Source organism: Streptomyces sp. NPDC005485 (assembly GCF_040606085.1).
Lineage (GTDB): Bacteria > Actinomycetota > Actinomycetes > Streptomycetales > Streptomycetaceae > Streptomyces.
In genome coordinates this window covers 1-21,259 of record NZ_JBEXDZ010000036.1, presented here as the reverse complement: position 1 = coordinate 21,259, position 21,259 = coordinate 1, and the positions used below count along the sequence as shown (strand labels likewise).

General features: G+C 67.7%; 19 protein-coding genes and 2 pseudogenes. 14 read left to right on the top strand and 7 right to left on the bottom strand.

The features are described 5' to 3' along the window. The first annotated feature begins 627 nt into the window (after positions 1-627). Positions 628-1,854, top strand: a complete 1,227-nt coding sequence (locus tag ABZS97_RS15075; RefSeq protein ID WP_356137620.1) for a hypothetical protein — start codon at positions 628-630, stop codon at positions 1,852-1,854. A gap of 559 nt (positions 1,855-2,413) precedes the next feature. Beyond that, positions 2,414-2,839: a cobalamin B12-binding domain-containing protein gene (locus ABZS97_RS15070; protein ID WP_356137618.1), complete on the top strand. Its 426-nt coding sequence runs from the start codon at positions 2,414-2,416 to the stop codon at positions 2,837-2,839. A 284-nt stretch (positions 2,840-3,123) separates the two neighbouring features. Here ABZS97_RS15070 and ABZS97_RS15065 read toward each other — a convergent pair whose 3' ends face one another. Then, entirely contained in the window at positions 3,124-3,870 is a 747-nt protein-coding gene (locus tag ABZS97_RS15065) for a phosphotransferase (protein WP_356137617.1), read from the bottom strand. A 384-nt stretch (positions 3,871-4,254) separates the two neighbouring features. Here ABZS97_RS15065 and ABZS97_RS15060 point away from each other — a divergent pair, with 384 nt between their 5' ends. Next, positions 4,255-4,518, top strand: a complete 264-nt coding sequence (locus tag ABZS97_RS15060; protein WP_356137615.1) for a hypothetical protein — start codon at positions 4,255-4,257, stop codon at positions 4,516-4,518. A gap of 270 nt (positions 4,519-4,788) precedes the next feature. Further along, on the top strand, positions 4,789-6,414 hold the full coding sequence (locus ABZS97_RS15055; protein ID WP_356137613.1) for an alpha/beta hydrolase: 1,626 nt from the start codon (positions 4,789-4,791) through the stop codon (positions 6,412-6,414). 102 nt (positions 6,415-6,516) lie between these two features. On the opposite strand, the gene ABZS97_RS15050 is transcribed toward ABZS97_RS15055, so the two are convergent. Next, positions 6,517-10,182, bottom strand: coding sequence for a helix-turn-helix domain-containing protein (locus tag ABZS97_RS15050; protein ID WP_356137611.1), 3,666 nt, complete (start codon positions 10,180-10,182; stop codon positions 6,517-6,519). Positions 10,183-10,627: 445 nt separating this feature from the next. Between ABZS97_RS15050 and ABZS97_RS15045 the strand changes: the two genes are divergently transcribed. From ABZS97_RS15045 to ABZS97_RS15020, 6 genes and pseudogenes are all read left to right on the top strand, one after another. Continuing rightward, positions 10,628-11,452 carry a hypothetical protein gene (locus tag ABZS97_RS15045; RefSeq protein ID WP_356137609.1) on the top strand — a complete coding sequence of 275 codons (825 nt, stop codon included), beginning with the start codon at positions 10,628-10,630 and terminating at the stop codon, positions 11,450-11,452. A 98-nt stretch (positions 11,453-11,550) separates the two neighbouring features. Then, positions 11,551-12,048 (top strand): hypothetical protein, encoded by a 498-nt coding sequence (locus ABZS97_RS15040; RefSeq protein ID WP_356137607.1) that lies wholly within the window; start codon positions 11,551-11,553, stop codon positions 12,046-12,048. Positions 12,049-12,270: 222 nt separating this feature from the next. Then, on the top strand, positions 12,271-12,681 hold the full coding sequence (locus ABZS97_RS15035) for a hypothetical protein (protein ID WP_356137605.1): 411 nt from the start codon (positions 12,271-12,273) through the stop codon (positions 12,679-12,681). Between the two features lie 14 nt (positions 12,682-12,695). Then, positions 12,696-13,109: a hypothetical protein gene (locus tag ABZS97_RS15030; RefSeq protein WP_356137603.1), complete on the top strand. Its 414-nt coding sequence runs from the start codon at positions 12,696-12,698 to the stop codon at positions 13,107-13,109. Beyond that, complete coding sequence (locus ABZS97_RS15025) at positions 13,106-13,603, top strand: hypothetical protein (RefSeq protein ID WP_356137601.1); 498 nt, start codon at positions 13,106-13,108, stop codon at positions 13,601-13,603. Before ABZS97_RS15030 ends, ABZS97_RS15025 begins: the two co-directional genes overlap by 4 nt. A 126-nt stretch (positions 13,604-13,729) precedes the next feature. Further along, a pseudogene (locus ABZS97_RS15020) lies at positions 13,730-14,224 on the top strand (transposase); the annotation flags it as partial. Positions 14,225-15,014: 790 nt separating this feature from the next. Here the strand turns inward: ABZS97_RS15020 and ABZS97_RS15015 are convergent. From ABZS97_RS15015 to ABZS97_RS15005, 3 genes and pseudogenes are all read right to left on the bottom strand, one after another. After that, positions 15,015-15,170 carry a hypothetical protein gene (locus ABZS97_RS15015; protein WP_356137719.1) on the bottom strand — a complete coding sequence of 52 codons (156 nt, stop codon included), beginning with the start codon at positions 15,168-15,170 and terminating at the stop codon, positions 15,015-15,017. 264 nt (positions 15,171-15,434) lie between these two features. Beyond that, positions 15,435-15,685 (bottom strand): annotated as a pseudogene (locus tag ABZS97_RS15010) (transposase); the annotation flags it as partial. A 105-nt stretch (positions 15,686-15,790) separates the two neighbouring features. After that, complete coding sequence (locus tag ABZS97_RS15005) at positions 15,791-16,912, bottom strand: NAD(P)/FAD-dependent oxidoreductase (RefSeq protein WP_356137600.1); 1,122 nt, start codon at positions 16,910-16,912, stop codon at positions 15,791-15,793. A gap of 275 nt (positions 16,913-17,187) precedes the next feature. Here ABZS97_RS15005 and ABZS97_RS15000 point away from each other — a divergent pair, with 275 nt between their 5' ends. Further along, entirely contained in the window at positions 17,188-17,511 is a 324-nt protein-coding gene (locus tag ABZS97_RS15000; protein ID WP_356137599.1) for a hypothetical protein, read from the top strand. Positions 17,512-17,585: 74 nt separating this feature from the next. Here ABZS97_RS15000 and ABZS97_RS14995 read toward each other — a convergent pair whose 3' ends face one another. Both ABZS97_RS14995 and ABZS97_RS14990 read right to left on the bottom strand, forming a co-directional pair. Then, complete coding sequence (locus ABZS97_RS14995; protein ID WP_356137716.1) at positions 17,586-18,341, bottom strand: class I SAM-dependent methyltransferase; 756 nt, start codon at positions 18,339-18,341, stop codon at positions 17,586-17,588. Between the two features lie 346 nt (positions 18,342-18,687). Beyond that, on the bottom strand, positions 18,688-18,978 hold the full coding sequence (locus tag ABZS97_RS14990) for a DUF6192 family protein (protein ID WP_356137713.1): 291 nt from the start codon (positions 18,976-18,978) through the stop codon (positions 18,688-18,690). A gap of 562 nt (positions 18,979-19,540) precedes the next feature. Between ABZS97_RS14990 and ABZS97_RS14985 the strand changes: the two genes are divergently transcribed. From ABZS97_RS14985 to ABZS97_RS14975, 3 genes are all read left to right on the top strand, one after another. Continuing rightward, the gene (locus ABZS97_RS14985; RefSeq protein WP_356137597.1) at positions 19,541-20,296 is read left to right on the top strand and encodes an ASCH domain-containing protein; all 756 of its coding nucleotides are present in this window, start codon (positions 19,541-19,543) and stop codon (positions 20,294-20,296) included. 210 nt (positions 20,297-20,506) lie between these two features. Next, complete coding sequence (locus ABZS97_RS14980) at positions 20,507-20,659, top strand: hypothetical protein (RefSeq protein WP_356137596.1); 153 nt, start codon at positions 20,507-20,509, stop codon at positions 20,657-20,659. 58 nt (positions 20,660-20,717) lie between these two features. Beyond that, on the top strand, positions 20,718-21,259 hold a 542-nt coding region (locus ABZS97_RS14975), incomplete at its 3' end, for an aromatase/cyclase (RefSeq protein ID WP_356137594.1).

The following is a 21,259-nucleotide window of genomic DNA, read 5'->3' as shown; positions in this document are numbered from 1 at the left end:
CTTGCCGGGGGCGCGGATGGCACGCTCACGTCCACGCGTGGGGGTGACCCGCCCCGGGAAGGAGCGCAGCACCGCCTACCTGATCCAGCGTCCGACATTAGGCACCAATCGGGATCTCGGGTTTCAGTCTGCATATGTTCCGACCTCGGTACGTTCCTGCGTCGGATAGACACGGCGAGGGTGTCGGAGCCCGCTCCCGGCACAGTGGCGTGGGCAGGCCTTCTGCGGCGGGGCTCTCCAGCCGACGACACTGCCGAAGCCGGTGTTTGGACTCCCACTCTCGCGCCCCGCTCCGAGGGCGGGGCGCCGAGCGCCCCACTTCCCCGCCCGAAGAGGACTGTTTGGGCGGACTCCCGTATCGCCGAGTGTCCATGCGGTGCGAAACGGCGCCACGCACACCGACCAGCGGTGCCGGACGATGCTTCAGGACACTCCGAATGGCGCATCCCGGGATGCCGTCTCCGCAGCGATGAGGAGGAATGGATACCGATGCCAGCCACGACAGGCCGCGCCCCCCCCAGTTCTGGAGGACGGATGACCAGCCCGCGGGAACCATCGCAGGATCCTGCCCAGGAGGGCTCACCGCCGGCCGGCAGGTCGCATCTGGCCGGCAGGATCGGTCGGAAAGTGGCCTCGGCGGTTCTGATCGTGCTCGCCTGCGTCCTGGTCCCCGTATCCGTGCTCACCGTGTGGGTGCACGACATCGCGCTCGACACGGATCGCTACGTCGACACGGTCAAACCACTCGCTTCCGATCCCGCGATCGAGGAGGCTGCGCGCAACCGAATCGTCCAAGCCGTCGACGTACGGGTCGACGGCAAGCGGGTCACCGCCGAGCTCGCAGCGTGGCTGCAGTCGCAGGGCCTGCCGCCGACGGCGGCCCAGGCTGTGAAGGGGCTGGCCCCACAGCTGGACGCGGCCGTGACCGGTGCCGCGGAGAAGGTGGCGACGCGTTTTGTCCAGAGCGACAGGTTCGAGAAGGTGTGGACCGGCGCCAACCGGGCCGCACACTCGGCTGTCGTGCACGCCCTGACCGGGAAAGGGCGCGGGGCGGTCGGAGTCGACGATGGCACCGTGACCCTCGACGTCGGCACCGCCGTCGACCGGGTCAGGCAGGAACTCGTCGACGCCGGCGTGACGCCCGCCAAGAACATCCCCGATACCGACAAGCAGATGGTTCTCTTCAAGTCCGACAAGCTCAAGCGAATGCAGGGTGCCGCACACGCCCTGGACGTGGTCGGCACGTGGATGCCGGTGCTGACGGTGTTCCTCGGGGCAGCAGGCGTATTCCTCGCGTACCAGCGCAGACGCGCCCTGGTGAAGATCGCGCTGGGCAGTGCCGGAGCGGCCCTGGTCGTCGCCATCGGCCTTGTTGTCGCCCGCCGGTTCTACCTGGATCATCTGCCCCCGCAGGTGCAGTCGGAGGCAGCCGCGGCAGCCGTGTTCGACCATCTCCTGCACTTCCTGCGGGTCACGCTGCGCACCGTGATCGTGCTCGGCGTGGTGGTCGCTCTCGGCGCCTATTTCGTCGGGCCCGGCCGAGGGGCACGGGCCGTGCGGGGCACCTCCGAGCGCACCGCCGACTCCGTGGCCCGATGGGCGGACACCCGCGACATCCACACCGGCCGGGTGGGGACGTGGATTGCGAACAACCGGCGATGGCTCACGATCGGCGTCCTGCTGGTCCTGGCCCTGGTGTTCGCTCTTTGGAACCACCCCACGATCCTGACGGTCCTGCTGCTCGTGCTGATTTTCCTGGCAGTGCTGGCGTTGATCGCCCTGTTGGCGGCGACCGGCCGCAGGACTCTGACAGCGGGCCCCCGGGCGCCTACCGGTCCCGCATCCAGCCGGTGACGAATGCGCTGTAGCAGTAGAGAATTCCGGCAACGCCCCGGAGGCTTGTGGCTGGAGCATAAAAGTGCTCGCCGCGGTGAGGGGGCGAGGATGCCACCGAGGTACAAATGCGATCTGTACGCGCGATCCGCCTCGTTACTTGTACGGGATCTCGTATTGGGCCTTGACGCGTGAGCACGGAGTCGGGTTCCGCACGGTGAAGCCGCGTTGCAAATCGGCGTAGTCGGAGCCGTGGAAGAGGCCGCGGCCTCGCCCTTCTCTCCTTGGCCGGGTGTGGGCCCGTTTCCGTTCCGGCGCCCGCACTCGACCTGCTTTCGCTTCGCTCCTGCTTTCTGTGCGGTTCTGGGTGGTGTGGGGTTTGTTCCAGTGGGAGTTGAGCGGTGGGGGTCAGAGTGGGGGACTGGGCTCGCGTGTGCGGCGGGTCGGACTGAGCAGAGACGTGGACACATGACTGCCGGCTCTCCGGCCGCCCGGCCTCCGGTGCGCGTTGGGTGGGGTGGTGTTTGTGAGTTCCGTGTCTGGTTGTGTGGCGGGTGTTGCTTCGAGTGGAGGGTGAGGTATGGCTTCTGGGTCGAGTTCTGCTCTGCGGATTGTGGTGGCGAAGCCCGGGTTGGACGGGCATGACCGTGGTGCGAAGGTAATTGCGCGTGCGTTGCGTGATGCGGGTGTGGAGGTTATTTACACTGGTCTGCATCAGACGGCGTGTCAGATTGTGGAGACGGCTGTGCAGGAGGATGCGGACGGTATCGGTCTGTCGGTGCTCTCGGGCGCTCATATGACGTTGTTCGCTGATGTTCTTGGTCTTTTGAGGGAGCGGGATGCCGCCGATATTGTGGTGTTCGGCGGTGGCATCATTCCGCAGGCCGACATTGCGCCATTGCGGGCGCTTGGTGTAGCTGCCCTGTTCACGCCGGGCACTCCGGTCGGGGAGATCACCGACTGGGTTCGTACTCATGTCCGTTCCCTGTCCGCGACCCCCGGCTGACCCCAGGCCGCCCCGGCCGCTCTGGTCTGTGGCAGTAGTGGTGAGCGGCGGCCGGAATCGCCTAAACCGCCGCCTCCGGGCGGGCTTCCAGCAGGTCAGCGATCCGCTCCACCGAGAGATCCGCGACGACATCCACCACGCGTTCGTCATCCTCGGCTGCGCCGTCATCTGCTGGCGACGACTGAGCCCCGCACTTTGTCGAGCGTAAGGGCAGGCGATGCGCCCCAGGGGATGGCCTGCTCGATGCGTCAGAACGCATTCGTAGCAGTCGGGCCCGCGCAGCTTCACATCCGGGATCTCAGCACGTCGACCTCACAGCCCGGCGCGAACGGGTCGAAGCCGTGCTCGATCAGCCAGCGAACCGCCAGCAGGCTTCGCAACGACCACCACGCGTGGATCACGTCGAGGTCGACGGCGGTGCCATAGCCGGCGACGACGTCGTCGAGGTGCTCCTTGTGTCCGAGCGTGAAGGTGGCGAGGTCGTACAGGGCATCACCCTGGCCCGCCTCGGACCAGTCGATGATGCCCGTGACCTCGTCGCCGTCGACGAAGACGTGCGCGATCTGCAGGTCGCCGTGCGTGAACGCCGGAGTCCACGGCCGGAGGGCGGCCTCGGCGACCTGGCGGTTGTGGGTGACCAGGTCAGCGGGCAGGAGGCCGTTCGTCACGAGAAACTCGCACTCGTCGTCGAGTTCCGCCGTCAGCGCGACGATGCTCCGGCCGGCCCGGCCGGGCCGGGTCGGCAGCGGCGCGTCGTGCAGCTTCCGGATGGCGGCGCCCGCCGCGGCCCACGCCGCCGACGACCCGGTCGAGGGCCCGCCGAGGCGCCCAAGCGTCGTCCCCGGGAGTGCGGCGATCGCGAGCACGGGCGGCTTGCGCCAGAGGACCTTCGGGGTCGGGACCGGCGCGAGGGACATCGCCTCGACCTCGACGTCGACGCGCGTCTGATCGGCGTCCACCTTCAGGAACACATCGCCGACGCGCAGGGTCGCGCGCTCGGAATGGGCGACGACTACTTTGACCTCATCCATGGGCGACCAGTATCCCGGGGATAATCGTCTGCGTCGCCGTGTTTATCGCGTGCGATCGCGCGGCTGACCGCGTCCTGCTACCCGGCGGCCTCGTGCACGACACCGACCGCTGACCAGGTCAAGCCCACCACTCTTGTCAGGAGTCCTTGGAGGCTGTCGAGGTCGCTCGTCGAACTGGAGGCGGTGTCGGTGGCCGACAGCGCCCGGGCCGGAGGCTGGGGCAGCGGTTCGTCGAGGAGCTGGTCCGTTCGTTCCTGCAGCGGCCGGGGCTACGAGGCGATGCGGGGTGGCATCCACACTCGCAAGCCGTACCTGGCGCCTACTACGACACGCGCGTACCGTCCTGCGGCGCCTGACGGGCCGTGGAGCCATCTGTATCCGCTCGTGAGCAGCTTCAGCGTCGTGGCCTGCGCGGAGGTCTGCGACCCAAGTCCGTTCTGGCACGGTCCTGTCCACGTCGGCTGGGACCACGGTGAGGAACGGGACCTGACGGAGTTCGTTGCCGATGTCCTGCACGGCCGCCTCGTGCCCAGAACGACCACCACTGCCCTGGGCACCCGCTACGACGGCTGGGCCGCGCCCAAGGACGTCGAGTCGGCTGCCGAGTACGCCGCATCAAGCCAGGACGCGCCGCCCGCACCCGCATGAGGTGCGCTGGCCTGCCGCGGCGCGGCACGTCACGGCACACCTCGAAACCGGGCGACCTGGTGGCCGGGGTGCACCGCCGCCACCTGGGCGACATCGCCCTGCTGGTGGTGCAGTTGGCCGATCCGCGGGCGGTCCGAATTTCTGGACACTCTCGCGAGCCGAGCAGTCGGAGGCGGCTTGTACCCTGCACTCATTCGACGATCGGACGATCACGGGTACGTGCATGCGGGCACGGGGCGGGCGTCCAGGGGCGGGAGCACGGGGAGTTCAATGAGTGACGCACATACGATACGAAGCCGCAGACCGGGCCTCTCGGTGGGCGTGCGCATCATCGCCGTGGTCGTCCTTGTCGCGATCGGGGCCGTCGGCGCCTGGCTCCAGCGCGACGCTCCAGGCCGGAGCGCGGAGCCGCGTACGGAGTTCACCGCGCACAACCCGCCCGCCGGTCTGCCCACCGCGCTCACCACCGGCCAGCACCTCCACTGGTCCCGCTGCACCTCGCCGCCCACCGCGCGCACGGGCTACGACTGCGCCTCCATGAAGTCCCCGCTCGACTACCGGAAACCAGACGGCAAGACCATCGACGTCGCTCTGATCCGCCGCAAGGCCACCGGCCCGAACGCCCGGCGCATCGGCTCGCTCGTCCTCAACTTCGGCGGCCCCGGCGTGTCCGGCGTGAGCGGACTGCCCGAATTCCTCAACCAGTACAAGCCGCTCCTCGACCGCTACGACCTGGTCTCCTTCGACCCGCGCGGCGTTGGCGCGACGATCCCCGTGCGCTGCGGAAAAACCAAGGACGACACCGGTTACGACGGGGCTGCCGCCTGCGCGAAGCACTCCGGGGCGCTCCTCCCGTACATCGGCACCTCGCACACCGCGCGCGACCTCGAGCTGATGCGCTACCTCCTCGGCGACGAGCGGCTGCACTATTTCGGCGTCTCGTACGGAACGGCGCTCGGCGCGGTCTACGCCCACCTGTACCCGTCGCACGTCGGACGGCTCGTCCTCGAAGCGTCCGTCGATCCGACCGAGGACCTCGACGAGGAGCAGGTGTCGCAAGTCAAGGCGGTCCAGGCGGCGTTCGACCGGTTCGCTGCGCACTGCGCGGCCCGGATCCGCCACTGCCCGACCGGCGACGGGCCCGAGGAGGCCGCGCGACGCATGGCGCGTCTGGCCGACCGCCTGGAGAAGAAGCCCGCCCCGGTCGGCGGCGGAAGGAACCTCGACGCCGACGCCCTCGCGTACGCCGTCAGCGACCATCTAGACCTCGGCACAGACGGCTGGTCGCCGCTCGCCAAGGCCCTCACCGCGCTGATCGACCACAACGACGGCCGTCCGCTGAGCAAGAGCGCGGACGACATCGGTTCCGCCGACCACGCGGCGACCCCGAGCGACATCGGCTCCGCCGACCACGCGGCGACCCCGAGCGACATCGGTTCCGCCGACCACGCGGCGACCCCGAGCGACAGCAGCGTCGCCGCCCAGACAGCGATCACCTGCGCGGACTCCAGCCTGCGCCCCGACTTCGCACGCCTCGACAGGGACGCGGCCCGCATCAAAGCCGCCTCACCCGTCTTCGGCGCGGCCTGGTCCAACGGCGTCTACCTCTGTTACGACTGGCCGTTCGACGGCGAGCGTGCCACGCCTCAGGTGAACGCCGACGGCGCGGCCCCCATCCTGGTGGTCGGCGGCACCGGCGACCCGACTACCCCATACTCCGGCGCCCGCCACATGGCCCGCGCCCTGGGCGACGGTGTCGGCGTGCTCCTGACGGCCAAGGAGGAGGGCCACGGCACATACCCGCAGAACCGCTGCGTCACGGAGACAGTCGACCAATACCTCCGCACAGGCCGCACCCCGGCCCGAGGGAAGGTGTGCCGGGGCAGCATGTCCTGACGCCCGTACGGATCCGCCGGGCGGCCGTCAGCACACCGGTTCGCTCGCAGGGGCCCCGGGCGTGCGCCACCGCACCGCCCGGTCCACACAAGGACCGGCTGATCACGGACCTGAGTTTGGGCACGTGACATGTGGCGGCTGGTCCGGCATGTACGCCGAGCGTTCCTGTGTGGTGATGTTGCGGCCGATGGCGCGGCAGATCTTGCTGATCGCTGTGGTGGGTGTGGATCGGTCCACGTTCCACCGGCGTACGGTCTGGTCTGTGCTGCCCGTGACCAGGGTGCGGCCGTCCGGACTGAACGCTACCGAGAGCACAGCGCCGGTGTGTCCAGCGAGGGTGACCCGTGTGACGCCGGTGGCTGTGTCCCACAGCCGCACCGTGGTGTCGTCGCTGCCGCTGGCCAGGGTGCGGCCGTCCGGACTGAACGCCAACGCGCCGGTCAGAGCGGTGTGGCCAGTCAGGCGACTGCGGCTGCGGCCGGTGGCGGTGTCCCACAGCCGCACCGTGCGATCCTCACCGCCGGTGGCTAGGGTGCGGCCGTCCGGGCTGAACGCCACTGAGAGCACAGCGCCGGTGTGTCCGGCGAGCGCGATCCGGGGGTCGCCGGTGGCTGTGTCCCACAGTTGCACGGTGCGATCCTCACCGGTGATGGCCAGGGTGCGGCCGTCCGGACTGAACGCCATCGAGAACACAGTGCCGTGGTGTCCGGGATGGTTCCTGCGGCTACGGCCGGTGGCTGTGTCCCACAGCTCCACTCCGCGGGCAGCGCTGCCGGTAGCCAGGGTGCGACCGTCCGAACTGAACGCCAGTCTTCCCGCGTCATCGCTGTATCCGGCCAGGCTCCTGCGGTAGCGGCCCGTCGCTGCGTCCCACAGCTTCACCCCGCCGTCGACCAGGTTTCCGGTGGCCAGGGTGCGCCCGTCCGGGCTGAACGCCATGGAGGGCCTGGCGTTGGCGGACAGGGGTAGGCCTGTGCGGAGACGGCCGGTGGTCATGTTCCACAACTGCACTGCTTGATCGCCGATGCTTCCCGTGGCCAGGGTGCGCCCGTCCGGGCTGAACACCATGGAGACGGTCTCCTTGAGGGAATCGGAAAAGAGGGGCTGGGGCTGGTCGGCGGCCACGTCCCAGAGCCGCACGGTGCGATCTTCAGCCCCGGTGGCCAGGGTGCGGCCGTCCGGACTGAACTCCAAAACACGGACTGGGCCGGTGTGTCCGGGAAGGCTTCGTTGGAGGCGGCCGGTGTCCGTCTCCCACAGCCGGACAGTGTCATCGCTGCTTCCGGTGGCCAGGGTGCGGCCGTCCGGACTGAACACCATCGAGACGACAGGGGCGGTGTATCCGGCAAGGCCCTGGCGGAGTCGGCCGGTGGCCGCGTCCCGCAGTTCCACTCCGCTGGAATCGGCAATGGCCAGAGTGAGGCCTTCCGGTGTGAACGCCAGCGAGACGATCGCGGTGGTGTGTCCGGGCAGGCTTCGGCGGAGTCGGCCGGTGGCCGCGTCCCATTGTTTCACCCCGCCGTCGAAGCCGCCGGTGGCCAGAGTGCGCCCGTCCGGACTGAACACCAACGAACTCACGTCATTGGTCTGTTCGGCCAGCCTTGCACGGATGCGCCCGGTGGTGGCGTCCCACAATTCCACCTTCTGTCCGAACGTGCTAATGGCCAGGGTGCGACCGTCCCTGCTGAACGCCATGAGACCTGAGTCAACGGTTTGCTTGGCCAGCCGTTTGCGGGTGCGGCCAGTGCTGGTGTCCCGCAGTTTCACCCCGTCTGGGTCGGCGATGGCCATGGTGCGGCCGTCCGGGGTGAAGACCGCGGCGAGATCGGCGTCTGTTCCGGGCAGGTTCTTGCGGAGGTGGCCGGCACTGGTGTCCCACAGCCTTATCGTGCCGGCGTTGTCGCCAGTGACCAGGGTGCGCCCGTCCGGCCTGAATGCCACCGCGACCACAGGGCCAGGGTGCCCGGTGAGCCTGTGCCGGAGAGGTACAGCGGCGGCGGCGTAGAGACTCTCCACCGCCTGAGCCGTCGGGCTGGTCCGGTAGGCCTGGATGGCCAGCAGTGAGGCAAGGTCGGAGTTCGTGGCGCTGAGGGCGGCAGACTGCGCGGCAAACTGCCGGGACAGGGCAACCTTCCGGGCGGAATCGGCGGCCTGGCGCTGCTGGTCGCTGGTCCGACTCTGCTGCCAGGCAACCAGGCCGGCGGTGAGGGCAAGGACGAGCAGTGCGGACAAGGCGGTGTTGAGGGTGCGCAGGCGCCGGGTGGTACGGATCGCGGCGCGCTCTTCCTGATCACGTGCGGTTGTGCCGGCGGTGAGGAACTGGTGCTCCAGGGCGGTCAGGTCTTCAGCAGGGCCGCTGCTGAAGAATTCCTCGGCAGCGACGAGACGGCTGCCGCGGTACAGGGCTCCCGCATCGCGGCCCAGCTCATCCCATGCTCGGGCCGCCTCAGTAAGTCTCCTGTGGAAACGCAGGCGTTCGCGGTCCTGTTCGATCCAGCCATGCAACCTGGGCCAGGCGGTCAACAGAGCCTCGTGGGCGAGTTCGACGGTGTCGCCGTCGAGGGTGAGCAGCCGCGCCCCGGCGAAGGCCTCCAGAACCTGATCGGTTTCGGTCTCCTGTCTGCCAGTCGCCTGAAGCTCCTCGCGGTCGGCGGTCCTGCGGGCGTCTGGGGTGCCCTCGCCCGGGGCGACCAGGCGCAGCAGCAGGCGGTGCGCCGCGGCTGCCTGGGCTTTGGTGAACCGGCGGTAGACACTCTCGGCTGTCTTGGCGATCGCGCCCTCGAGACCGCCGGCTGCTTCGTAGCCGGTCAGGGTCATGGCCTTGCCGCGGCGGCGCCGCCAGGTTTCCATCAGCACGTGTGACAGCAGCGGCAGCCCGCCCGGGGCGTCGGCGACTTCCTCGACCAGACGGGACGTCAGGGCGCGCTCCACGGTCAGGCCGGCCACAGTGCCCGGCCTGACGATGGCCTCGCGCAGTTCGGCCGGTGTCATCGGACCGACCAGCAGGTTGGCGTCACGCAGCGCGTCGGCCAGGTCGCAGTGTTCGGCGCAGTGGCCGTAGAAGTCGGCGCGCACCGCGATGAGTACGCGTAACCGGCTCTCGGGTTGGCGGGCGGTCAGCAGCAGGTCGAGGAAGCGGGCTCGCTCGGCCGGATCGTGACAGAGAGTGAAAACCTCCTCGAACTGGTCGACGATCACGAACGTGTCCGCGGCTGTCGTCTCCGGTCTGGTGTCGGGATCGAACACGCGGGCGTGGGTGCGGGCCGGGTGCGGGCCAGGGGTGAGGATGCGGATGGCGGCCAGGCACAGGTCCGGCGCCTGGGTGTGCTGGAGGGCGGGGATCAGACCGGCGCGCAGCAAGGAGGACTTGCCGCTGCCGGACGGGCCGAACATCGCCGCGAACCTCTGGCGGCGCAGCAGGTCCAAGAGGCCGGCGGTGAGCCTGTCACGGCCGAAGAACCGTGCACTGTCACCGGTCTCGAACCGCACCAATCCCTTGTACGGCGGTTCCGCGTCCTCCCCGTCATCTGCGTGGCCCAGGACGGCAACCTCGTCCACGGCCTGCTTCCACCGTGCCTCCCACTCTGCCGCATCACCCCCACACGCCGCCGCGTAGGCCAACGCCACCGGCAGCGTGGGCAACTGCTCACCGGCGGCTGCCTGCGACAGCGTCGTGATCGAGTATCCGGCCCGCTGCGCCAGCACCCGGTAGGTGATGCCGCCCGACTCGGCGCGCAGCTTGCGCAGCGCGAAAGCGAACTGCTGCACCGGACCCGCCCCCGGATCCACGGGTACCTCACGTCGCCCTGCCACACCCCACCTCCGCCAGCCGCGCCTGCACCACGCGGAGCGGCCAACCTATGCACCCCTCACGTCCCCGGAAAGATCGTGTCCGGCCATTGTTTGGGCGCCGGAACAGTCCTGCCAAACAATGCGGCGGACCGCTGAACTCGGTGTTGCGAGCCCCTCGGGGCTCGGTGCAGGGGGAGCAAGGATCGGCATCCGCCAGGAAGCGACACCGGCGGATGCCGATCCCGCAGCACGCCCCGTGAAGTGGAACAGCCCTGCGAAAGAAGGAGATACATGCGTAGACGCGATGCCACGGCTGCCGTACTCGGCACCGTCCCCGAAATTCCCGGAAAGCCGCGATGAAGGAGCGTCATGTATGAAGGGTGGTTTCGTTGTTCGGTCAGGTGTCGCACTCGTTCTTTCCATGCTGATTGCCCTGTCCAGCGCCTTACCGGCCAGCGCTGCGCCGGTACGGGACAACAGCGCGGCCCGACCCGTGTACTTCGTACCCGGCTTCACGTTCGTCCGCGATCACCACGATTGCTGGAACGGGTACTGGCGCGCCATGGGCGAGGCCATGCGGTCCTACGGGTGGACCGGGACGTACCACACCGTCAGCTTCTACAGCGGTGACACCAACTGCAACACCAAGATCCTCGACGGTACGCGGGACGTCTCCATCAGGGAACTGGGCAGGCTTCTCGCCTGGAACATCTACAGCTCCTACTCCAAGAACAATGTATCGGTCGACGTGGTTGCCCACTCCATGGGCGGACTGGTGACCCGGGCGGCGCTCACCGGCGTGGCTCGTAAAGAAAGCGGCTGGCCGCCCTATCTCTACATCGAGGACGTGGTGACGCTCTCCACCCCTCACAAGGGCACCGGCTTGGGATCAGCCTGCTCTCCCGTCTTCACTCAATGTGCCGAGATGGCCCCCGGATCGTGGCTGCTGAACACATGGCTGTACAACGCCCCCCAGTCGGCCCAGGGCACCGACTGGACCCTCGTCGGTGCCGAGGACGATGACGTTGTGGACAACGAGTCCGCCGTCGGCATGAGCGGCGCCGGCCACACGGTCATCTACCGCGCCGGGCAAGGCATAGAACATGACGTCATCCCCGAGATCACCAGCGGCTCCTACCAGCAGTGGTACTGGAACTACTACGACAACAAGTCCTACTGGACCGGGAGCGGCGGGCCGCCGACCTACGTCGCCAACAACGCCATCTACAACTGGTGGAAATGGTGATCGGGCCGGCATGCCGAGGGCACGCGGGGGACGGACCCGCCAACGCCTCGAAACGGCCGCCCTCAGCGGAGCGGCACATCAAGTGGGAGGGTTCGGTCTTGACCAACAAGGTGAATCAGCGCGGTCGCAGCACCACCGGGCACGTGTGGGGGATCGTGTCCCTGCTGGCGCTGCTGCTCGCCGCGGTCGTGCCGCCGGCAGCAGCCGCCCCGGCGCGCGAGGGCACCGCGCGCAGCAGCACCAGTGTGGCGGTCCCGGTGGTGGCGGCCGCCGCACCCACTGCGGCGAACGGTGAGCAAACGGCGTCGGCCTGTGCTGTCACTGCCTACGGCTATACCGGATATGCAATTTGCGACTTCCTCGCCTCCGACCTCGACTGGGGTGGTGGGAACGTCGAGTACTTCGTGGTGGGCACCGATTACGCCATCTGGCACGCCTGGAAGGGCAGCGGCGGCTGGCACTCCTTGGGAGGACAGGCGGCCCACGCCACACCGAACGGTGCGTACGCCTACCCCTTTGGCGTCTCAACCCGCGGCACGGACGGGCGCCTGTGGTGCCGGGATCACCCCTGGACCAAAGGCTGGCGCCTGTGCTGAAGCACAACCGAGACGGAACCCTGCGGTGGCCGGCATCTACCGGGCGCACGCCGACTTCGCCGCCTCCAGGCCGACGAAGTCCCCGGCCCCAACCTTCACTGATGGAAGCGGTGACCAAGACGGAAACCGGCATTACATCGATGGAAAGGAAACACGATGCTCAGACGTGTCTGGCAGCTGGCCGCGACAGTTCTTCTCAGCGGGGGCCTGACCCTTGCTGTCATGCCGACCGCAGCGCACGCGGAATCAACGAAGAGTGCGTGCGTGTACAACCCTGAAATCGGCACAGCGTGCATCACGGTGTATCACACCGGCACGTTTGTGTCGAAGGTGTTCGCGACGCATGAGTACAGGTCGGACCGCCTCAGCGATCACTGCGGTGGCTCGCTGAACAACCCCAGTGACGTCTACATGTACTTCTCCCTCACCGGAACGCTCAGCAGCGGAAGCCCGTATTCGATCCGGGGCACCGGGCGGTGCGATGTGGAGGGCAATTGGGCCGCCGAGGGCAAGGCGGAGTACAAGACCTTCGTGGCCAACCGGACTTTCAAGTCGGGCAGCTCGCTCTGCGTGCGCACCAGCTACCTCACTCCCGCCGACGACGGCCTCAAACGAGCCTGTGTCGGGCTTTGAGGGAAGGGCTCACGATGAAGACAGCACGCTACGGGGTGGCTCTCGGCGCCGCTGCGGCGAGCCTCATGCTCGCGCCGCCGGCCATGGCGGCCCCGGAGTACTCCGTCAACTACTGCGGATACACCAAAGACGTCATGGACGGGTCCCTGCGCCGGTGCGGCACGGGGTGGTTCTACGACCCCAGCACATGGGAACAGCTCAAGGTTCAGGACAACAACCAGGACGGGCACAGCGCCGTGTTGTTCTGGAGCCGGGGTGGAACCGACTTCGGCAGTGTCTGGGCCACATCGGGGGTGGGCACTGCCACGACCGAGGACGTGAACTTCCCCGAGGGCGTCACCGTGTCCTTCCGGGTCTGCGCCGGCGAGGCGGGCCCGGCTGAGATCCTGTTGGACACCTGCGGATCCTGGAGGACGGTCACCACATGAGAAGCAGCTACTCCCACGTGGCCGGCCCGCTTGGAGTGACGGCGAGTGCGATCGTCCTGCTCGTCGCCACACCGGCCGTCGCCTCGGGCACACCGTTGACGATCGAGCGCAGCACGTCCGCGTTCGACGCGTGCCACGAGGCGTCGTGGCCCAACCACCGCACCGGCACGCAGCAGATCCACGGGGCCAAGTCGTCCTGGGTCATCTGCTGGAACAACACCTGGGACGCGCAGATCACCGGATCCGTCCAGGACACGGCTGCGGACGGCGAGTCCGCCAGGATCTATATCCGGTTCCGGCACTGGGAGAACGAGGTGGAGGGCTGGCACTGGCACGAGGACGTACGGCTGAACACCGCTTCTGGCAACACCACGAAGACGTACTACAACGCCGTGAACGCCGATCCGATCAGGAACGTGTGGGCGCCGATACGAGACGTCCAGGTGAAGACCTGCGCGGGCTACGCCGACGGCAACTGCACCAGTTGGGGCTGAGCTTGACGTTCGGCCTCGCAGGTCACCCGACCTGCTGATCTGCGGTCCTTCCCGGGACACCGGGGGCGGCCGTTCTCCACGCTTCGAGATGCCGAGTCACGAAGCACGAGAGAACGGCCGCTGCTCATGAGTCTCCCTGCCACCCCGCCCGCGAGCCAGGCGTTGAGCGTCTTGTCCCGCTTTCGGGTTGAGTTCTACGAGAGCCTGCATGCCCGCGCGGACGGGCTCTTCGAGCTGACCGACGGCGGTGCTGTGCACCGATGGCTCGGTCAAGACGCTGGTCGAGCTTTCCCTCGCGCATGAGATGCGGCGCGGGCACGGCGCCCTGTACGCGGCTCTGGACAAGGGGTGGTGCGAACCGGCCCGCATGCGCCGGGCACTGGCCATCACCGACGGCCCCTTCGCGCCGGCGGTGGACGTCTCCAACTGGCTGCGTCCCGACGCGAACACCAGCCCTGACCGGCTCTTCTGCCACGTCCACGGCCGCCGCACCGACCAGCTGATCCCAGGCTGGCCTTACTCCTCGTCGCGGCCCTCGAATCGGGCCGCACCTCCTGGTGCGGGCTGCTGGACGCCGTCCGCCTCGGGCCGGCCGACGACGCCACCACGGTCACCGCCGCTCCGCCGAACTCCTCACCCTCCGCGACGCCGACACCCTGGACCGCCACCTTCTGGCTACATCCTCGCCACTACCCGCACCACGCCCAACCCCCCCGGGCGGCTGAACCCCACAAGACGTCCACCGCTGGCTCCACCACCTCGCCACCCACCTCGACCCCACCGGCACGCTTCCCGCTGTCGGCGACCCCCACAATGGCGGAGGCCACCGACCTGGTCCTCCACACCCTCTGGCCCCTCGCGGGCGCATCCGCGTCCGGATCACCGGCGCCCTTCTGAGCACCCTCACCGTCCTCCGCCTCGCCTGGATAACACCCTCGGCGCCAGCAGGCATCACCTTGACCAGCGCACTTGCCGTCATGGCCGGAGCGTTCGCCATCCCAACCGACACTCTATGAGTCTGCACAACCCGCTCAAGGACGCAGAAACCTCGCCTCCGGCTTCGAGTTCGGGGCGCGTTCGTGGTCCGCTTCGGAGTCGCGTTCGGGCTCATGGCCGGGCTCGCGTTCGGTGCGAAGGCTTCACGGCGGTATGCGGTGTTCCTGCTCTACTCACGCCGCCGTCTGTCGTTCTGGCTTGGCAGGTTCCTGGACTGGGCCGTCACCGCAGCAGTCATCGGCTACAGCGGATGTGCCTACCAGTACCGCCACCGTGGACTCCAGCACTGGCCCCGCCAGCACCCCCTGTTGCTGGTGGGTTGGTGCGGATCGACGGCTCGGTCGGGAGCAGCGCCGACTGCGAGGGCAGCGAGGAAGGCCAGGGCGAGCATGGCGAGCGTGATATGCCGGTGCCATCAGGTCCAGTTGCGGACCTGGTAGTGGTCGAGTCCGGCCTGGCCCTTGGCGGCCTGGAAGCACTCCTCGACACTCCAGCGGACACCGGCGACACGGACCAGCTCGGACAGGGGGCACGTCGGTGGGTGCCCAGCATAGGTAGAAGGCGAGTTCACTGGTGGTCCGGTTGCGGCGGATGAGCAGGTGGCGGTAGCCGCCGGTGCCGATGTGGACCCAGGCCCAGTCGTAGCAGCGCGAGCCCTTTGCACCGTTGCCAGCTGTGCCGCTGCCAGGCGGCTGTGGGGAGCCGGCCGACGAGGGTGTCCGCACGCTCGAGGGTGCGTCCTTGGCTGATCCGGACCCTGGTGGAGCAGGCCACGGCCAGGACGTAGCCGATGCCGGTCTCCTCCAGACGGGCGCGTAGGTGTGGGTCCTGGCCGTAGGCTGTCGCCGGTCACCCAGGAGGCGGTGAGTCCCGCGTCCAGCGCGGCGGCGATCATCTCCCCGGCCAGGTGGGGCTTGGTTGCGAACTGCACCGTCTCGGGTGTCCCGGCTGCGCGGCGGCGCTCTGGATCGGGCACCAGGAATGCTCGGGAAGGCAGAGCCGACGGTCGATCAGAGCCCATCCACGCTGGGTGGCGTAGGCGAGGAACACGCCGACCTGGCTGTTCTCGATGCGTCGTGCGGTGCCGGGTCGCACGATCTTCAGGAGTACACACAACCCCCGATGAGCACGCGATGGCCGTACTCGTTCCCCGCCGGGTCCGCGGCAAGATCGCGAACCCGGACCGGGGTATCAGAAGTGATCGAACAGAGTGACTACGCTCTGCGGTGCTTCCCGGCCGAAAAAGATTTCCAGGTTCTGCGCCGAGCGGCCGGCGGCGTCGCTACTACGCAGGAACAGCCGCTCTTCGTAGGCGCTGAGCGCGACCTCGATGTCGGGTTGCTCAACCAGCTTGCCGGCCAGGTCCGCGCCGTCGTACATGGCGAGGTTCGCGCCCTCGCCGGCAAAGGGCGACATCAGATGCGCGGCGTCGCCGACGAGCGTCACTCCGGGCACCCTGTCCCATTCAATCCCGACGGGAAGGGCGTGGATGGGGCGGAGCCACGGTTCCGCGTCGCTCTCTGTCACGAAGGCGGTGAGCAGCGGCGACCAGTCGTCGAACTCGTCGGCAAGTTGGCGCAGCCCCGCGGACGGGTCGCCGAAGTCGATCGACCTCATCCACTCCTCGGGCTTGTTCAGCGCCAAATATCCGCGAACGTGCCCGTCGGCATAGCGGTGGGCGATGATGCCTTTGCCCGGCGCGACCGCCATCAGCGTGCCGCTGCCGATCGCAGCCACGCTCGCTCGAGAGTTCTGGTCGCCCGAGGTGAGGGCGATTTCGAAGAAGCAGGTTCCGCTGAAGACAGGCTCGGCGGGGGTGAGCAGCGGACGCACCTTCGACCAGGCGCCGTCCGCGCCGATGACGATGTCGGCGCGCGTGGCGGAGCCTTCCGCGAAGGCGAGGACGTAGCCGCCCTGCGGACGGTGCCGGACCGAGGCGACCTTGTGCCCCCACCTGATCGTCCCGGGCGCCAGCGAGTCGATGAGCAGGCGCCTGAGTTCGCCACGATCCACCTCAGGACGGGCCGAACCGGGGTCCGCAGGCATGTCGAACAGGATCGTGCCGTGGCGGTCGACCACACGCTTGGCGTCCTCGCCCGGGCGGACCAGAGTGAGAAACTCGTCGTACAGACCAGCTGCGCGAAGCGCGACCTGTCCGGTCCCTTCGTGGATGTCGAGCAGGCCGCCCTGTGCACGGGTGGTCGCCGAAGCCTCACTCTCGTAGATCGTCGCGGCGACACCGTGAGCCTGAAGCACCCGGGCGAGCGTCAGCCCGCCCAGTCCCGCTCCGACAATGGCGATGGTCTTCTGCATGCTGCGCTCCTGTGTAGCGCCGACACACGTCGGCGATAGCCAGCGCCGGGAGCGGACGGGATGTCCGGCCTCGGCAAGGAGACGCTCACCGATCAGAACCATCTGCATCGATGTACGAGCGATGCCCGGCAGTTGGACCCGCGGGACATCGTTTTTCGCGACCCGGTGACTATAGCCCGGCATCCACCTCGCAGCGGCCGGGGCCGCTCACGCTGCGACGCACCGCCCCCGCCACGTTCAACTCCGACAGCCGCCTCATTAAAGGAGCGCCCCCGATGCTGCCTGGCCAGTCGAAGGTTGAGTTGTACGGCGCGCTGCGGCGCGACTCCCGCGAGGGCATGTCGAACCGGGCGTTGCAGTGCAAGTACGGCGTCACCTGGAGCACTGTCAACAAGGCCTTGACCTCGGCTTGGCCGCAGCCACGCACGACAACCGCTTCGGCGCGGCCGTCGAAGCTGGATCCGTTCACGCCGCTGATCGACGAGATCCTGCTCATTGATCTGGATGCGACCAGGAAACAGCGCCACACCGTCACCCCGGATCTACCGCCGTCTGATCGACGAGCACTCCTCGTCCGAGGCATTGCGTTGACCACTTGAACCCGCACCGATGAGAGGGCGCAAGCGTCCTGCGAGCAACCGCGAGGTCCGGCCAGGGACTGAGAGTCCGGTGTTTACACCTTGTTCGCGACCACCATGTAGTTCTCGGCCTCAAGATCGAACGTGCTCAGTTCCGTCTGGAGTCCGACCCGGTGCAGCTCGACTTCGAGTTCCTCGTAACGGTAGGGCCAGCAGGACAGCAGTTCCGAGCGGACAAGAACCAACCCGGTCGCATCAACTTGCGCGATCGCAATCTCGATGTGGTGCTCCTCCTCCCAATGCGGCGCAATCTCCCAGCGGTAGACCACGACGGCATCGCGACCGTTCCGGCGGACGAGTCGGTCACTGATCTCCAGCCGGGAACCTCTGGCCCTCACGAGTTCCCAAGTGCGGGATGTGAGTACCAAGCGCCCGCCGGGGCGCAGAAGCCGTGACATCGATTCCAGAGCAGCACCCCTGCCTGTCGCGCCCGTGGCATGGTGAAGCGAGTTGCCGACGCAGAACACCATGTCGAACGTGTTGTCCTGGAAATGGTCGGGCAACTCTTCCCAGTTCGCCCGTACGGCCCGGACGGATGCCCCGAACTCCTCAGACAGCTCTGCAGTCCGACGAACCATCGCCTCGCTGGCGTCAGTTGCGACAACCTGCATGCCACGACCGGCGAGGCCAACCGCCAACTGTCCGGTTCCGCACGAACAGTCGAGGACGTGAGCGTTCGACGGCAGGAGTTTGAGGACGTCGTCGAACGACGCAGCGAACTCGGCTGGAGGCAACTTTGCATCCGAGATGAGCCATTCGTACACCTCGGCAAGCACGTCATAACCTGTCACAACCACTACCTCCGTCACGCGGCAGACTCACGGTAGGACGTCAGTCCATCAGCGGAGCAAGCCGGGGCACCAATGGTTTTCGCAAGGATGGCTCTGACGGTGTTTGTGGGTTGTCAGTTGTCCGTCTGAGTGGATGTCACCGGCTGGTTGGCTGGGAAGTTGTTCGTGAGAAGTAGTGTCACTCGCGGGGTTGCGGTGGCAAGGTGAATGTGCTCAGTGAAGGGGCGCCGCCGATGCCGCCTGGTCAGTCGAAGGTCGAGTCGTATGCCGCGCTGCGGTGTGACGCTCGCGAGGGCATGTCGAACCGGGCGCTGGAGCGCAAGTACCGGGTGGGCTGGCGGACTGTTCAGAAGGCGCTGAGTTCGGCGTGGCCGCAACCTCGGGAACCGTACGCGCCTCGCCGTTCCAAGCCGGATCCGTTCAAGCCGGTGATCGACCAGATGCTACAGGCTGATCTGGATGCGCCGAGGAAGCAGCGTTCCACGGTGATCCCCACATTCTCCTGGACGCTCTCCGGGGAGTCGACCTTCCAGCCCACCACTCGTTTCGCGCTGTCGTGGGTCCACCTCGCAAGGCCTCCGCGCGGGTTGGGCGGGGGGTTGTTGACCGCCTCGAAACGCTCCTGCTCATCGGGGATGGTCCAGGAACGGTTGCCAGGGCGCGCGGGTCCGGCGCGTGAAGCGGCCTTGCCGTAACGGTGCGCGCCGTCTCATGCCCTGCCCAGTTGCGGGCGCCGCCGCAGGCCCGTTTGCGACAACGGGGAGAGCCGTACCGTGCCGAGGCGGGATGCTTCACCCCGACCGTCCAACTCGCTCCGCACTCCGGACAGTTCACCGTCCGGGCAGCCTGGACCGCCTGGGTCCTCACCCTCGTGCGCCGCATCCGCCGCCGATGACGCGAGCGGCACGCCGACGAACAGAACGCCACCGTCGTCTGCGCCGACGGCATCAGCGGACCACCGCACCCCCGACACAACCGCGGACCCGGATCGTCGTCCGTGATCACAATCAGCCTCAGCCTGGGCACCGCATCCCTGCCCACGGGACCACCATAAGGGTCCAGCCAAGGTAAGCCGAAACCCTGTGGAGCCCGCCTGTGTGGCGTGGAATGCTCTTGGGCGGTTGCTGAAGAAAGGGAAGGTCAAAAAGGTGTACGTCCCGTCATCTGTACGAGCTCTCGATGATGATGAGCGTGAGCTCGTGGAGCTGGCACGCCGCACCATAGACGCGCATACCGACGCCGCGCCCGATGAGGACGGAATCCACACGGTGGGCGCCGCAGTCATGGCCGCCGACTACCGGATGTTCGCTGGCGTGAACCTCTACCACTTCACCGGCGGGCCCTGCGCCGAACTCGTGGCTCTGGGAGCTGCGCGGGCCCAGGGCGCCCGCCAGATGCGCTGCATCGTCGCCGTGGGAAACCACGAGCGCGGGGTCATCGGCCCGTGCGGGCGCGATCGGCAGGTCTTCTTGGACTACTACCCCACCATGCGCGTCATCGTGCCCACCCCCGCGGGGCTGATGTCCGTGCTCGCCGCCGACCTGGTGCCGCTGGCTCAGCGATGGACCCCGGAGGCGGGAATGAACTGTCTCGACCCATCGCTCTACCAAGACCCCGAGACGGCTGGACCCCCAATCATTCGGTTCAATCCTCGCTACCTCGAAGTCGTCCGCTCCGGCGCCAAGACCAAGACGACCCGATTCCGGGATCCGGCGCAGCTCGGCCCGGCACGGCTGGTGTTTGAGAGCGACCCTGAAGTCGTCCTGTCGGCAGAGGTGACCGGCATCAGGCACTGCCTGGTCAGCGACCTCACCAACCAGGACGCCCAAGCTGAGGGGCTGACGACCGCAGCCGAACTCCGGGAAGCCCTCAAGGGCCACTACCCAGATCTGGCGGGAACCGACGAAGTCGACGTCATCACTTTCCAGAACAACGACAAGAAGGGCGCCGCTTAAACCGCGGATACGCCAACGGCGGGTGGGCCGCGAGGTGACGACGAGCACTCAGGAAGCCAAAGATTGGCGGCATCGGCGTCCGTCTGCCCCGTCGTTTGGGGCAGCCCCGCCCGAAGTGACAAGCCCCTGGCTGCACAGATTTCAAAAATCAGGATTGGTCCGAGGCTAGATCATTTTGTCACGCAAGCCTCGGACGCGGCTTCTGAAGCCGTGGGTCGGGTCCTCGCGTTCCGCTCCGACTGGCTGCTGCAGTCGCTGCACAATGTCGCCGGCGCACTGCAACTGCACGACCGCGTCTCCGCGGTCGCCGACTGGATGGAGGAATACCGCGTTACCACCGTCTCCGCAGGAGGACGGGCGTGAGACCAGTACCCGCGCAGATGTCGTGATCCGCACCTATGGCCCCGGCCAAGTCCCGCCGATGTGGGACACACTCGCTGGCGTGTGGTCCGATGCCCACTCCGAACTCGTCGACAACCGCGGCGCTTCCGTCCGTGTCCTGCTTGCTGTGGGGGGGTTGTGGTGGGGTGCGAGGGTTTCTCGAGTGGGTGGGGGGAGGGTGGGGGGTGTGTCTGGGTGGGGTGGGGGGTGGTGGGTGGTGTTGTGGCGGGTGGGTTCTGGTGTTCATAGGGTTGAGGTGGCAGCTCCGGCTGGGGTTGTGTATGGCTTGTTGGCGGATGCTGGGCGTTGGCCTGTTGTGTTGCCTTGGTATGTGCATGTGGAGCGGATGGATTTTGATGGCAGTGTGGAGCGGTTGCATTTGTGGGAGTTGCGGGGGGGTCGGGTGTGTACGTGGCATGCCCGGCGGGTGTTGCATCCGCACGCTTATGCTGTCGATTTTGAGCAGTACGAGCCCGCTCGCCCTGGTGCTGTGGTCAGTGGGAGTTGGCGGGTGGAGGCGGTTGGTGCGGAGCGTTCGCTGCTGACCCTGCGTCAGGAGCGCACCCTTGACTCCCCGCATGA

What these genes read in the sequence shown, in the direction of transcription:
- ABZS97_RS15070 (WP_356137618.1), top strand. Translation starts at nt 2,414, where the DNA reads ATGGCTTCTGGGTCGAGTTCTGCTCTGCGGATTGTGGTGGCGAAGCCC.
- ABZS97_RS15065 (WP_356137617.1), bottom strand. Translation starts at nt 3,870, where the DNA reads ATGGATGAGGTCAAAGTAGTCGTCGCCCATTCCGAGCGCGCGACCCTG.
- ABZS97_RS15055 (WP_356137613.1), top strand. Translation starts at nt 4,789, where the DNA reads ATGAGTGACGCACATACGATACGAAGCCGCAGACCGGGCCTCTCGGTG.
- ABZS97_RS15045 (WP_356137609.1), top strand. Translation starts at nt 10,628, where the DNA reads ATGCTGATTGCCCTGTCCAGCGCCTTACCGGCCAGCGCTGCGCCGGTA.
- ABZS97_RS15035 (WP_356137605.1), top strand. Translation starts at nt 12,271, where the DNA reads ATGCCGACCGCAGCGCACGCGGAATCAACGAAGAGTGCGTGCGTGTAC.
- ABZS97_RS15030 (WP_356137603.1), top strand. Translation starts at nt 12,696, where the DNA reads ATGAAGACAGCACGCTACGGGGTGGCTCTCGGCGCCGCTGCGGCGAGC.
- ABZS97_RS15025 (WP_356137601.1), top strand. Translation starts at nt 13,106, where the DNA reads ATGAGAAGCAGCTACTCCCACGTGGCCGGCCCGCTTGGAGTGACGGCG.
- ABZS97_RS15005 (WP_356137600.1), bottom strand. Translation starts at nt 16,912, where the DNA reads ATGCAGAAGACCATCGCCATTGTCGGAGCGGGACTGGGCGGGCTGACG.
- ABZS97_RS15000 (WP_356137599.1), top strand. Translation starts at nt 17,188, where the DNA reads ATGCTGCCTGGCCAGTCGAAGGTTGAGTTGTACGGCGCGCTGCGGCGC.